Origin of the sequence: Pseudoalteromonas sp. PAST1, from assembly GCF_021532515.1 — a bacterium.
In the GTDB taxonomy this organism is placed as follows: domain Bacteria; phylum Pseudomonadota; class Gammaproteobacteria; order Enterobacterales; family Alteromonadaceae; genus Pseudoalteromonas; species Pseudoalteromonas simplex.
In genome coordinates this window covers 38,999-51,156 of record NZ_JAKGBH010000010.1, presented here as the reverse complement: position 1 = coordinate 51,156, position 12,158 = coordinate 38,999, and the positions used below count along the sequence as shown (strand labels likewise).

Genomic DNA, 12,158 nt, shown 5'->3' with positions numbered 1-12,158 from the left:
GATGTTGCCCTTTTTTATGATCTAAATTTGCGTTTAGCTTGCCGCTTTTTCTTTTATATCAGCAACGTTATCGTCTGACTTTGCTTTTTTAGGTTTAGCTGGCGCGTCTTTTGCACCTTTAAGTACCGCCATAAATTGGTCTTTTTCTTTTGCCATTTCAAGCGCCAGTGACTCAATTTGTTGCTCGCTTAATGGTACATCAACTTTTTCAAGCATAAGTTCTAATGACTCAGCAATGTCGAGCATTTTGTCATACGCATCAGCTTCTTTCTTAGTAGTAAACGTCATGCGCTCGACTCCGTTTCTTTCTACAACATATTTAACAACAACAGCCATGATTTCTCCTGCATTTAAGCCTGGCATTGCAGCGTAAAATCGCTGCTAAGATTACTGTTTTTATATACAGTAATGCTTCGAGCCTTACTTTGCAAGTAACTTGAGAAAATTTTTATTTAGTAAATTTGACAATACTTTGTGTATTAGCTTTATTTAAAATGTTACCCAAAGTTAAACACAAGCGATGGAGTGAGTGTTGGGTAATCGCTAACTATCAGTCCAAACAAGGGCGTCATGGAGGAAATTATGAAATTACTATCAAGTATTTTACTTGCCGCTACTCTTGCATTACTACCTGCTACACAGGTATCAGCCGAAACACCAACCAAAGCAACACAAGTTAAAATGCAAAAGCTGAGTATTAATAAAGCCAGCATTGAGCAGTTAACTCAATTACCGGGTATTGGTGAATCAAAAGCGAAAGCGATTGTCGAGCATCGCACCAAGCAAGGCTCGTTTAAGTCGCTAGAACAATTAAAAGAAGTAAAAGGAATTGGTGATAAGCTATTCGCTAAACTTGAGGGGAAAATTACTCTATAAATAGCAGGTTATCACCTATACAGGGCGTTATTCGCCCTGTTTAAATTCATTGATAGCCTTGTCTAAATGCGCTAACGCGAACATGTTTTCGATAGGTGCTGTGATAAGAGGGTAACTTAAACCTGCTAACAACAACCAAGGAATAAGCATCCACCCTTCAAAGTAAGCTAAACCTAAAAATAATGGCGCTAAAAAGGCAAGCTTACATACCGATAAAATGATCTTTTTGCTCGGGCTTAAATGAGCTAAAGCAAGAGCAATAATCTGCTGGCGTTGCCTTACTTTAAAGTTTTTTAAAGTAGGGATTTGGCTAGTAAAAAAATAAATCATTATAGCGACTTTTTGCTCACTAATCGGCTAACTAAAACAGCCACAAATACCACTGAAAATGCTGCAAAAATCACTTCCATCCATGCCGGCATGCTCATTGAAGCAAACTGCCAATCGATATTGCCACAATCACCAGTGGCAGCAAAGAAGCTAGGGATCCATTCATGCAAAGGCATAAAACTTGGGAAGTTAGGTTCAAATGCACAGCTAAATGCAAACGGGTCGGTATTGTTTTGCATTGCAATGTGTTCTTTAGCAATAAAGTAACCCCAAATTGCTGAGATACTCCAAGTGGCAAATGCGACTAAGCGAACAACCATACTTTTTGGGTTAATCGCACCAATCACACCCGCTGCAAGTAAGCCTAAAACAGCGGTGCGCTGATAAATACACATGATACATGGCTCAAGTCCCATGTTGTATTGAAAAAACAATGCTGTGACTTCAAATGCGAGTGAAATAAACGCTAGTAATAACCAAGGTGTTCTTTTAGTTGCTAATTCTGCTAACCAATTCATGAAAGATCCAATTTCAAATTGTTTTCAAGATTATGCTTAGACAGGGCTATGGGTGCAAGTATCTAAGATGAAATTATACGAAAAAGGAGTCGACAGACTCCTTTTCATTAGTCATATCTAGGCAGGCTATTACACACTAACAGCCTGCAAAGACTCACTTTGGTAACAGCCTAATACACGTGTGTACTGAGTGTGTTCTTTCAGCTCTTCAAGCGCTTGCTTAACATGTAAGTCATCAAGGTTTGCTTCGAGGTCAACATAAAACACTTCTTCCCACGGATTTCCTGGTACGGGGCGAGATTCTAGTTTTACTAGGTTAATTTGGTGATGTTTAAAAATCATTAAAGCATCAGCCAATGAACCTGCTTGTTGTTTAGTCGCCATGATTAAACTGGTTTTGGTCGGAATTTGTTTCGATACTTGTAGCGGCTTACGGGCGACAACAATAAAGCGGCTGTGGTTTTCGCTTTGGTTTGCAAGGCCTGACTTAATTACTTCTAAACCAACATTTTTGCCAGCTTGAGCTGAGCCGATAGCGGCGCTATTTGCTGTTTCAACCGCAGATTGCAATGCGTGGAAGGTTGAATCACAGGTTTCATGTTGAATGTCACCTAGGCCTTGAATGAAACGGCTACATTGAGCAAAAGGTTGTGGATGAGCAAAAATTTTATTGATATGAGATAGCTCAGTACCTGGCATTGCTAATAAACAGTGCTCAACGCTGTGGGTTACTTCACCTACAATTGATACTTGTGCGTGTTGTAATAAGTCGAATACTTCATTGATACTTCCTGAGCTGGTGTTTTCAATTGGCAGTAAGCCAAAATCAGCCTGTCCACTTTCAACTTTACCAGTGATCTGTTCAAAGCTAGAGCAACCCATTTCAATCACTTTGCCAGGGCGGCGGCTAAAATATTTATGGCAGGCTAGTTGGCTATATGAGCCTTGCCCACCCAAATACGCAACACGATGGCTTTCGCTCATAGCTTCTGGGTTGAGGTTCTTTTGCAGCATGGCTTGCTGGTTTAAAACAGAATCTTCAAGAATAGTTTGAAACACATTATTAATGTAGTAAGCGTCAAGACCTAATGACTTACCATAACTGATTAGTTTTTCCAGAAGTGCTTGTTCGCGAGCTTCATCACGAATTGGTTTGTTATTGGCAATTTTATATTCGACTACGCTGTGGCTTATACGGCGTCTTTTAGCTAGTAACACAAGTAAGTCGGAGTCGATTTCATTTATATCGTGTCGTAACGCATTTAATGTATCAATGCTCATGTTGGTTTCCTCATTCCAAAACAGTGCACAAACAAAAAAGCCTCCCAAGAGGGAGGCTTTAGCTATTCGGTGAAATTATCTCGCAAACAGTTAAGCCTCCTCTATCTAAAGAAGCTAAAAAAAGAAAAATAAGTGCGAGAGATAATTTGTTTCATTGGACTAATGTAAAAATACTTCTATGTAAAGTCAACTGCATAAACATGCTATTTTGGACAAAGCGAAAGATTCCTCAGAAATTTCATTAATCTTCATAAAAAATTTATAAATCTAAAAATGAATCTGGTATATTTGTTTTTGCATAATAAATAATAACAATTATTAATAAGGTAGTCCTGTGGTGTATCGACGACCGCCATCCCGGTTTGGGGTGAATTCATTAAGTATGAAATTGTCGCTGTTAATCTCTGCTATTTGTTTAATTGCAGGTATTTGCGCTGCAGCTTTAATGCTTAAATCAGAAGAAAAACAGCTTGTTTTTGAAGAGCACGAACTTTTAAAGCATTCGAGTGAACGCTTGAGTCGTCAATTCAATCGCTTAATTAACACCAAAATAAATATTGCAGAGCAAGCTAACAATGTCGTTAGTAGTCAGCTACTGCATAATGAGTCACATCTACAAAATAACCGCAGCGCAGATATAAAGTTTGCAGTTGATGGCAGTATTCGCAGCACTTCTGAGGATGGTTTATCAGCTTCATTTATTCCACAAGACCAGTACTCTAATTTTTATAAGCAGCTGATTAACGATTCTGAATCGCTATGGAAAATTGTCTCACCAACGCTTATCCAAGACTTTTTTAATTTTTATTTAATCACTAAAGATAACTTTATACGTATTGCTCCACCTAATTGGGCGCTCAATGTACCGGGCGATTTTGACTTTACCAAAGGCGAGACATTTAATTACGCACAAGCTGCAACAAACCCGAGCCGAGAAGCTGTATGGTCAAAGGTGTATTACGATACTATTTGGCATAAGTGGGTAGTAAGCGTGCTTGTGCCAATCTATCTTGATAACGAATTTTTTGGTGTCACTGGTAGTGATATTGCTCTTGAAACCTTATTGGCACAGCTGCCTATTGGCGATCGTGAGCAACATTTATTAGTGTTTGATGCGAAAGGTCAGCTTTTAGCTCATCCTGATTTAGATAAAACAACGCTTGAGCAATATGGCCGTGAAGGTAAAAAGTTACTGACAGAAGATTTTGTTAATCCTGATCTACAAAAATTAGTGTCTGAAACCATTCGCTTAAAATTACCAGAGTCTGCAAATTCATTTGTACAAGATGGTGAAACCCATATTATCAATATCCGCAAAGTCGAGAACCTTAATTGGTATATTGGTATTTATAAAAAGCGCTCGTCGGCACTTTCTGCGCTTGAAGAGCTAAAAGTAAAGTTCTTTGGCTTGTTTATCCTGTACGCTATTTTAGTTGCCTTGTTATTGCATCAAGCACTTTATCAATTAGTACTGCGTCGTATTCACTCTTTGGTAAATGCGGTTGTTAGTTTTGGCAAAGGGCAATTTCAAACTGAATTTCCTAAAGTGAACAAAGACGAAATAGGCACGCTTAATGGCTCTTTTAGAGACATGGCAATAGAAATTCGTAAATTAATCGATGGTTTAAATCAGCGCATCAGCGAAAAAGAAATAGCTGAAAAAGCAGCGAACCGATTATCCAAAGCGGTTGCCTTCTCAGGCACTGGCGTTGTGATCACTAATCAAGACTTTGAAATCAAATACGTGAACCCGAAAATGGTTGAGATGACGGGTTTCGAGGAACGCCACTTTATTGGCTCACCATTGATGAATATTATCTCTCAAGAAATGGCGATTTTAGTTGACGATATTGATATCGACCTACGTAGCCGTAACTATTGGCGAGGAGATACTTTATTACAGGGTAATGAGCGTCAATCTGTATGGGTTTCATTGAGTATTTCTCCAATCCGCGAAGAAGGGGGGGAAATCACCAGTTACGTGGCTTCAGCTCAAGATATTTCGTTTGTGAAAGAAAGTCAGCGAAAAATGGAACAGCTTGCCTATTTTGATACATTAACAGGGCTTGCAAACCGTACTTTCTTTAGAATGCAGCTACGCAAGTCTATGGCACTTGCTGAACGTGGTCATTATGCATTTGCTTTATTTTACTTTGACTTAGATGAATTTAAACGTATCAACGATACGCTAGGTCACGATGCGGGCGATCAGTTATTGGTTGAAGTTGCTAATCGTTTGAAAAAGCGTTTACGCACCGAAGATACCATTGCACGTTTAGGTGGTGATGAGTTCGCAGTCCTGTTAAGTGGTATTGAGCATCAAACTCACGCCATGGAAGTGGCGAATACCATTCAACGTACTCTTAATGAGCCTATCAAACTAGGTAACAATGAAGTGATAATTAGTGCCAGTATTGGTATCACGATGGCACCATTTGATAGCCAAGAGGAAGATCAGCTACTGAAGCATGCTGACCTTGCTATGTATGAAGCAAAAGCGAAAGGGCGTAATACTTACCACTTTTATAGCCAAGAGCTTAATGCTGCTGCCAATGAACGCTTGTTTATTGAAAATGAGTTACGTACAGGTATTCGTGAGGGGCAGTTCCAGGTTTACTATCAGCCACAAGTAGATTGTCGCAAGAATCAAGTTGTTGGCTATGAAGCACTCATACGGTGGTTCCATCCAAATGAAGGCATGATACCGCCAACTAAATTCATTCCTATTGCTGAAGCTACAGGTTTGATTGTTGAGCTTGGAGCGTGGATATTGCAAGAAGCGTGTGAGTTTGCTGCACGTTTAGCAAGCCAAGACTTAAAAAATAATATTTCAATCAACTTATCAGCACGTCAATTTAAAGATGCTAATTTGGTGTCGACGCTTGATAAAATCATCAAGCAAACAGGAGTTGAACCAAAACGCATTCACTTAGAATTGACTGAAAGTATGTTAATGGGACATGTTGAGGCGGCGATCTTACAACTGCATCAACTAAAAGCACTTGGCGTTTCAATTTCAATTGATGATTTTGGTACCGGATACTCGTCACTGAGTTATTTGAAACGCTTTCCAGTCGATATTTTAAAAGTTGACCGCTCTTTTGTGAAAGATATCCCTGAAGACAGTAATGATATGGAGATCACTGCTGCGATTATCGCAATGGCACAAAAACTTAAGCTTAACGTTGTTGCTGAAGGGGTCGAAACAAAAGAGCAAATTGAGTTTTTACAAAATAATAACTGCTTTGTTGTGCAAGGGTATTACTTCAGTCCGCCTGTGAGTGAGGCTGAATTACCTAAGTTATATGAGCATTTACAGTCACTAGATTTAATCAAGAATGATTAATAAAGTAGGGGGGGAAGTTAACCCCCTGCTATTTTTACTTTGAATTTCAGCGCTTCGAGAATCGCTTTTAGCTTATCTCTGTCATCACCTTGAACTTCGATGATACCCTCTTTTACTGCACCGCCTTGACCCATCTTACTTTTAATGGTTTTGGCTAATTTTTTTAAGTCATGTTGTTGGCTATCAATACCAACCACTAACATCACACCTTTACCTTTGCGTCCTTTTGTTTGGCGTTCGATTCGTAAAAAACCATCTTTAAACATTTTACTTTGTGCAGGTTTACTTTCTTTGGGTTGTTCAATGCGCCCTGTAGAAGTTGAGTAAACTAGATTATTTTCGCTCATAGTGGATCTCGTTGTAGAAGCTTAGATAAATGATAACAAATTTAATCCTAAGTGTTTTATTTTTTGGCTTATTTGTTCTAAGCAGTTATATTTAGATAAGTCTTCGGAAAGATTTGTTAAATAGGAGTTTATTATGAGTTTGACGCGCAGTACATCTGCTGATGGCGCTATTTTAACCGTACAGATAAAAGGAAAGTTTGATTTTAATTTGGTGCAATCTTTTCGTCAGGCATACGCCGACTTAAACAGCAATATCAATAAAGTCGTTATTGACCTTAGAGAAACTGATTATATGGACAGTTCAGCATTAGGTATGTTGCTCAATATGAAAAAAAACCTAACGGGCAAAGTTGATACAATACAAATAAGTAACTGTCAGCCTCAATTAAAGAAAATCTTACAAATATCTCGTTTTGATAAAAAATTTGATATCGATTGATGCTTAATATATTGGTAGTCGATGATTTAGAGCTAAATCGTCGTTTATTAACTGTGATGTTAGAGCAACAAGGCTACCGAGTTTTCACTGCCGAAAATGGACTTGTTGCTTTAAGTCTTCTTGACGAACAAAAGATAGACATCGTACTGCTTGATGTCATTATGCCAGTAATGGACGGCTTTGAAACAGCTGCAATTATAAAAGAGCGCTACAGCCAAGTTTACTTACCTATTATTTTTATAACCTCTTTAGAAGACGAAGCAAGTTTTGAACGCTGCTTAGCGGTCGGTGGGGATGACTTTTTACACAAGCCATTCCAAGAGGTAATCTTAAATGCGAAAATTAAAGCACACAGCCGCATTCGCAACCTAAGTCAAAAAGCAAGAGAGCAGAATTTACAACTTGAGTACCATCAAAATCAAGTTGAACGTGAGCATGAAATTGTCGAGCACATTTTTAATAACGCGCTTGAAAACCAACAGTCATTCCCTACCCATTTAGATTTTCATTTATCGCCTGCTGCTATGTTTAATGGCGACATGTTTTTGGTTGGGCAAAGTCCAATTGGCAGCTTGTATTGTATGCTAGGAGACTTTACTGGTCATGGCTTAGCTGCTGCTGTTGGTGCATTACCGGCATCTAGAGTCTTTTATACGATGGTAAGTAAGGGCATGTCGGTAAGAGACATTGCAGCTGAGATTAACTCAGTATTGGCGAAGTTATTACCTGGGCATATGTTTTGTGCGGCAACTATTCTAGAGCTTAGCAATACAGGTAAAAGTGTTTCTGCATGGTTAGGTGGTCTGCCAGACACCTATATCATCGATCAGCAGGGAAATATAATTCGTACATTAGAATCTCAACATATGGCGTTGGGAATTTTAGAGGATGATGAATTTGAACGCGCTTTGATCCATACAGAGGTTGAAACTACATCACGAATCGTTATGGCGACTGACGGAATTATTGAAACGATTAATCCAAGAGAAGTTTATTTTGGAGAAAAACGGTTTAAAGATGTGCTTGCCTCTAGAGATAACATTTCCTGTCATCAAGTGCTCGAAAGAGTTAAGCGTTTTGCACAAGGTAACGAGCAGCAAGACGATTTAAGTTTAGTGTTGTTAAATTGTTTGCCGGTGCCTGAACCTGAACAAATGGTAGAACCTTATTCTGAATTGCCATTTAACTTCTCTTTAAGCTTAAATTCAAAGCAGATTAAAAGCACTGATCCTGTTTTAGAGGTTGTTAATGTAATCAGTCGGGTACCAGGTTTAAACGCTCACCGAGCCAATATTTTTCTTATCTTATCTGAGGCTTATAATAATGCGCTTGATCACGGTGTTTTAGGACTAGACTCTGATGTGAAAAATCATGACGATGGTTTTTTAATTTATTATCAACAACGAGAAAAAGCATTAGCTAATTTAACCGATGCATTAATTATCATTGATATCCGCTATAGCCCTGAAGAGTATGCTTTGTATTTTACAATTTGTGACTCGGGACATGGATTTAACAAACAAGATTCTGAGCAACAAAACTTAGTGCGAGAGCATGGCAGAGGTTTATGTTTGCTGAGCGAAATTGCGACTGGCGTCACATTTAATAGTGCTGGCAATCAGGTCGAAATTTATTATCAATTAACAGCAAGCAGTACTAGCTCACAGTAAAATCGCATGTTATCATCTCGGCATTATAGATGTTTGGATGGCTAAATGATTTCTAACTACTTATCGACTGCTCAACTTGATTTACCAGAAAGCTTGGTTGTTGAGCAATTATCAAACCTTGAACATTACCTTGCACAGTCAGCTTTACCTGCAGTGCGCTGGGAATACCAAATTCCTGAGCTAGGCGAGGGTGGTGCGTGTAGTTTATTTGGTTACTTACAAGATGAACCATTCAAATTAAACGACTATGTTGCTGAGGATGCTACCAATACTGAAAAGCTGGCTAAGCTTCAACAAATTATCGATTTTGTTGTTGCCCAGACTCACGTTGATTGGTTTGGTATTTATCAAGCGACCAATACTGAAGAAGGTTCTCAGTTATTAAAGCTGGTTTATCATGGTGCACCGAGCCGTCCATTATTCCCGTTAACTGAAGCGTTTGCTAAAGGCAGTAACAATGTTCAAGTTGCGCTTTCTAAGCAAGGGCGTGTGATCAATAACGTAGCCGATTACCTTGCACAAGGTGGTGAGTATTATACTTGCGATCCTAAGGTGAAAGCAGAGACCTGTCTACCGCTGTTATCAGACAAAAATGAATGCTTAGGTATTATAGATGCGGAAGCATTTAATAATGATTTCTTTGATCAGCAGACCCTCGCATTACTTGTGGCTTGTTGTATTAAAATTCCTCAACTCTTGGTCTAATTTAACTAGTAATCAGGCTGGGTTTTTATGTTAAGCTAGTGGCAACGCTAACCCCTATAAAAAGAGATAGTCAATGTTCTCAGAATTAAAACCATTACCAACAGATCCTATTCTTGGCCTAATGGCGGCCTTTAAACAAGATACAAACCCAAAGAAAATCGATTTGGGTGTAGGTGTTTATAAGGATGAGCAAGGCAATACGCCGGTATTAAAAGCGGTTAAAAAAGCGGAAGCGTTTCGTTTAGAAAACGAAACCAGTAAATCGTACATTGGCTTGGCAGGTAACCTTGATTACTGCCAAAAAATGGAAAACTTATTACTGGGTGAGCATCCAGCACTTTTAGCTAACCGTGTTCGCACTGCACAAGCACCAGGTGGTACAGGTGCATTACGTGTTGCAGCAGAATTTATCAAACGTTGCAACAAAGATGCGACAGTATGGGTAACTACGCCAACGTGGGCAAACCACATCAGCTTATTTGAAGCGGCGGGCCTAACAGTAAAAGAATACCCTTACTACGATTACGAAAATAAAGACCTTTTATTTGATGACATGATTAATACCCTTAAGCAAGTGCCTAAAGGTGATGTGGTGTTATTCCACGCATGTTGTCACAACCCAAGCGGTATGGATTTAAATGCTGAGCAATGGAGCACAGTTGCTGATCTTGCTGTTGAAGTTGGTTTCACGCCACTGGTTGATATTGCTTACCAAGGTTTTGGTTCAAGCCTTGAAGAAGACGCAGCGGGTCTTCGTAAATTAGCAGCAGCGGTAGATGAGCTAATCATCTGTTCTTCTTGTTCGAAAAACTTCGGTTTATACCGCGAGCGTATCGGTGCATGTTCAATCATCGCTAAAGATGCAGCGACTGCTGATATCTCTAACTCTGTATTATTAAGTGTTGTACGTAGCATCTATTCAATGCCGCCTGCGCATGGTGCTGATATTGTTAGCACGATTTTAGGTAGCACTGAGCTGACGCAAATGTGGCATGACGAGCTTGATGAAATGCGTAATCGCATTAATGGTTTGCGTACATTAATCAAAGAAAGCTTAGCTGCGAAAGGCATTGAGCAAGACTTCTCATTTATTGACCGTCAAAATGGTATGTTCTCATTTCTAGGTATTAATAAAGAGCAAATCGAGCGCTTACAAAAAGAGTACTCAATCTACATTGTTGGTTCTAGCCGTGTAAACGTTGCTGGTATCAGTGATGCAAACATTGATTACTTTGCAAATGCAGTAGCAGACGTTTGTAAGTAACTTGCTTTATAGCGATAAAAAAACCGCAGTGACTGCGGTTTTTTTATGCCTGTAATATGTGTTACTACGAGTAGGTATTAGTGCAGCCAGCGAATGGCGTCATTGATCATGTTATTGTAGCTATCAAGTGGCGCACCAATACTCGCGATCAAGATGGTATCAGCCCGATCGCCTCGGTTGATGTGGCCTGCGAAACGCTCATCATTGAAATCATCAGAGCCGGTGCCAAATGGTTGCTCGTCAGAAGGCACAATGAATACCGTCATTGGGCCAAAATCTGACTCAAATACCAAGTGTAGGCCTTTTTTACCCTGAAAATCACAAAACATTAAATAGGTTACTTTACCTGGTAGCTCATCTAAGTGACCGCCAATGGTGGCAAACTTTTCGTTTACCGAAGCAAGATCTATTGCTTCATGTTTATCTAGCGAGCCAATTTCATGGTAAAGATGCGCAAAGGCATGCTCACCGACACTGTATAACGTATGTTGTTTGTTACTGACAAAGAACACACTAATTGCCACTAAAAATGACGCTGCAGCGGCTAAATACAGTCGATTAAAGGCAAAGCGTGACTTAGCCTCAACAATGGTGTCTAGCGGTTGCTCAGCGCTTTCTGCTTCAGAACTATATGTATTATCAATAATTCGCTGTGCTAAATTTTCAGGCACGGGGATGTTAAGTGCTTTGCTTAGTTCATCGTCAAAGGCACGTACATCATCAATAAACGCCTGTTTATCTGTGTCCTGCTCGGCAAACGCTTCAAGTTCCTTATCAATAGTGCTTGGCTCGGCGAGGATGCGGCGGCGAAACTCGAGTTCATCCATTAATTTGATGCTCCTCTAAGTTGGTCATCATCACTGCTTAAAGCCTCTTTAAGCTGGTTTCTGGCACGAAAAAGTCGTGTCATGACAGTATTTTTATTTAAATCGAGGATCTCGGCGATTTCATCGCCAGAGCAACCCATTACCACTTGCAGCAGCAATGGTTCTCGATATTCTTGTGATAACTTTCCTATTTGTCGTTGAATCACTGTTTGTTCCATTTCGGCATCAAGGGTTGAACTTTGTTCATCTACAAGGGTGTCGTTTTCAACATCGGCGTAATCAAATTGTTTACGTTCAAAACGGCGTGCATTCTCGCGGCGCAAAATAGTCAACAGCCAAGGTTTAACTGCTTGTTGGTCTTGCAGTGAATCCAAGGCACGCCAAGCCCTCAGGAAGGTTTCCTGCACTAAGTCTTCAGCAATGTTCTGATCACGACACAACCAATACGCAAAGCGAAAAAGCTCACTGTGGTAGACATGAACCAGCGCTTCATATCGCTTTTGTTTTTCTGTCATAGTAACTAAGACCTGCCTATCAGAAAAAAACTTTCTGAGA

At 39.6% G+C, this 12,158-nt stretch carries 12 protein-coding genes and 1 pseudogene; 6 read left to right on the top strand and 7 right to left on the bottom strand.

From position 1 onward, the window contains the following. Positions 1–33: 33 nt before the first annotated feature. On the bottom strand, positions 34–336 hold the full coding sequence (locus L1272_RS06890; protein WP_054553324.1) for a YebG family protein: 303 nt from the start codon (positions 334–336) through the stop codon (positions 34–36). 246 nt (positions 337–582) lie between these two features. Between L1272_RS06890 and L1272_RS06885 the strand changes: the two genes are divergently transcribed. Continuing rightward, positions 583–876, top strand: coding sequence for a ComEA family DNA-binding protein (locus L1272_RS06885; protein ID WP_054553235.1), 294 nt, complete (start codon positions 583–585; stop codon positions 874–876). A gap of 27 nt (positions 877–903) precedes the next feature. Here the strand turns inward: L1272_RS06885 and L1272_RS06880 are convergent, their stop codons facing one another. The 3 genes from L1272_RS06880 to L1272_RS06870 all read right to left on the bottom strand — a co-directional run bounded on the left by L1272_RS06880 (position 904) and on the right by L1272_RS06870 (position 3,005). Further along, entirely contained in the window at positions 904–1,206 is a 303-nt protein-coding gene (locus L1272_RS06880) for a DUF6170 family protein (protein ID WP_235373052.1), read from the bottom strand. Next, positions 1,206–1,724, bottom strand: coding sequence for a disulfide bond formation protein DsbB (dsbB, locus tag L1272_RS06875; RefSeq protein WP_235373051.1), 519 nt, complete (start codon positions 1,722–1,724; stop codon positions 1,206–1,208). The genes L1272_RS06880 and dsbB overlap by 1 nt, the downstream gene beginning before the upstream one ends. Positions 1,725–1,853: 129 nt before the next feature. Then, positions 1,854–3,005, bottom strand: coding sequence for a chorismate mutase (locus L1272_RS06870; protein ID WP_054553232.1), 1,152 nt, complete (start codon positions 3,003–3,005; stop codon positions 1,854–1,856). 334 nt (positions 3,006–3,339) lie between these two features. Between L1272_RS06870 and L1272_RS06865 the strand changes: the two genes are divergently transcribed. After that, the gene (locus tag L1272_RS06865) at positions 3,340–6,351 is read left to right on the top strand and encodes a bifunctional diguanylate cyclase/phosphodiesterase (protein ID WP_138618581.1); all 3,012 of its coding nucleotides are present in this window, start codon (positions 3,340–3,342) and stop codon (positions 6,349–6,351) included. A 17-nt stretch (positions 6,352–6,368) separates the two neighbouring features. On the opposite strand, the gene L1272_RS06860 is transcribed toward L1272_RS06865, so the two are convergent. Further along, the gene (locus L1272_RS06860) at positions 6,369–6,698 is read right to left on the bottom strand and encodes a translation initiation factor (RefSeq protein WP_054553231.1); all 330 of its coding nucleotides are present in this window, start codon (positions 6,696–6,698) and stop codon (positions 6,369–6,371) included. A 133-nt stretch (positions 6,699–6,831) separates the two neighbouring features. On the opposite strand from L1272_RS06860, the gene L1272_RS06855 reads away from it, so the two are divergent. The 4 genes from L1272_RS06855 to L1272_RS06840 all read left to right on the top strand — a co-directional run bounded on the left by L1272_RS06855 (position 6,832) and on the right by L1272_RS06840 (position 10,776). Next, on the top strand, positions 6,832–7,137 hold the full coding sequence (locus tag L1272_RS06855) for an STAS domain-containing protein (protein ID WP_054553230.1): 306 nt from the start codon (positions 6,832–6,834) through the stop codon (positions 7,135–7,137). Next, on the top strand, positions 7,137–8,807 hold the full coding sequence (locus tag L1272_RS06850) for an ATP-binding SpoIIE family protein phosphatase (protein WP_235373050.1): 1,671 nt from the start codon (positions 7,137–7,139) through the stop codon (positions 8,805–8,807). The genes L1272_RS06855 and L1272_RS06850 overlap by 1 nt, the downstream gene beginning before the upstream one ends. 45 nt (positions 8,808–8,852) lie before the next feature. After that, positions 8,853–9,512 carry a GAF domain-containing protein gene (locus L1272_RS06845; protein WP_235373048.1) on the top strand — a complete coding sequence of 220 codons (660 nt, stop codon included), beginning with the start codon at positions 8,853–8,855 and terminating at the stop codon, positions 9,510–9,512. A 73-nt stretch (positions 9,513–9,585) separates the two neighbouring features. Next, positions 9,586–10,776 (top strand): amino acid aminotransferase, encoded by a 1,191-nt coding sequence (locus L1272_RS06840; RefSeq protein WP_054553227.1) that lies wholly within the window; start codon positions 9,586–9,588, stop codon positions 10,774–10,776. 77 nt (positions 10,777–10,853) lie between these two features. On the opposite strand, the gene L1272_RS06835 is transcribed toward L1272_RS06840, so the two are convergent. Beyond that, a complete protein-coding gene (locus L1272_RS06835) occupies positions 10,854–11,603 on the bottom strand; it encodes a DUF3379 family protein (protein WP_138599020.1) in 750 nt (249 codons plus the stop codon). Beyond that, positions 11,603–12,151 (bottom strand): annotated as a pseudogene (locus L1272_RS06830) (sigma-70 family RNA polymerase sigma factor); the annotation flags it as partial. The pseudogene L1272_RS06830 and the gene L1272_RS06835, both read right to left, overlap by 1 nt. Between the last annotated feature and the right edge of the window lie 7 nt (positions 12,152–12,158).

Coding starts and splice junctions, on each gene's coding strand:
- L1272_RS06890 (WP_054553324.1), bottom strand. CDS start 336: ATGGCTGTTGTTGTTAAATATGTTGTAGAAAGAAACGGAGTCGAGCGC.
- L1272_RS06885 (WP_054553235.1), top strand. CDS start 583: ATGAAATTACTATCAAGTATTTTACTTGCCGCTACTCTTGCATTACTA.
- L1272_RS06880 (WP_235373052.1), bottom strand. CDS start 1,206: ATGATTTATTTTTTTACTAGCCAAATCCCTACTTTAAAAAACTTTAAA.
- dsbB (WP_235373051.1), bottom strand. CDS start 1,724: ATGAATTGGTTAGCAGAATTAGCAACTAAAAGAACACCTTGGTTATTA.
- L1272_RS06870 (WP_054553232.1), bottom strand. CDS start 3,005: ATGAGCATTGATACATTAAATGCGTTACGACACGATATAAATGAAATC.
- L1272_RS06860 (WP_054553231.1), bottom strand. CDS start 6,698: ATGAGCGAAAATAATCTAGTTTACTCAACTTCTACAGGGCGCATTGAA.
- L1272_RS06855 (WP_054553230.1), top strand. CDS start 6,832: ATGAGTTTGACGCGCAGTACATCTGCTGATGGCGCTATTTTAACCGTA.
- L1272_RS06850 (WP_235373050.1), top strand. CDS start 7,137: ATGCTTAATATATTGGTAGTCGATGATTTAGAGCTAAATCGTCGTTTA.
- L1272_RS06845 (WP_235373048.1), top strand. CDS start 8,853: ATGATTTCTAACTACTTATCGACTGCTCAACTTGATTTACCAGAAAGC.
- L1272_RS06840 (WP_054553227.1), top strand. CDS start 9,586: ATGTTCTCAGAATTAAAACCATTACCAACAGATCCTATTCTTGGCCTA.
- L1272_RS06835 (WP_138599020.1), bottom strand. CDS start 11,603: ATGGATGAACTCGAGTTTCGCCGCCGCATCCTCGCCGAGCCAAGCACT.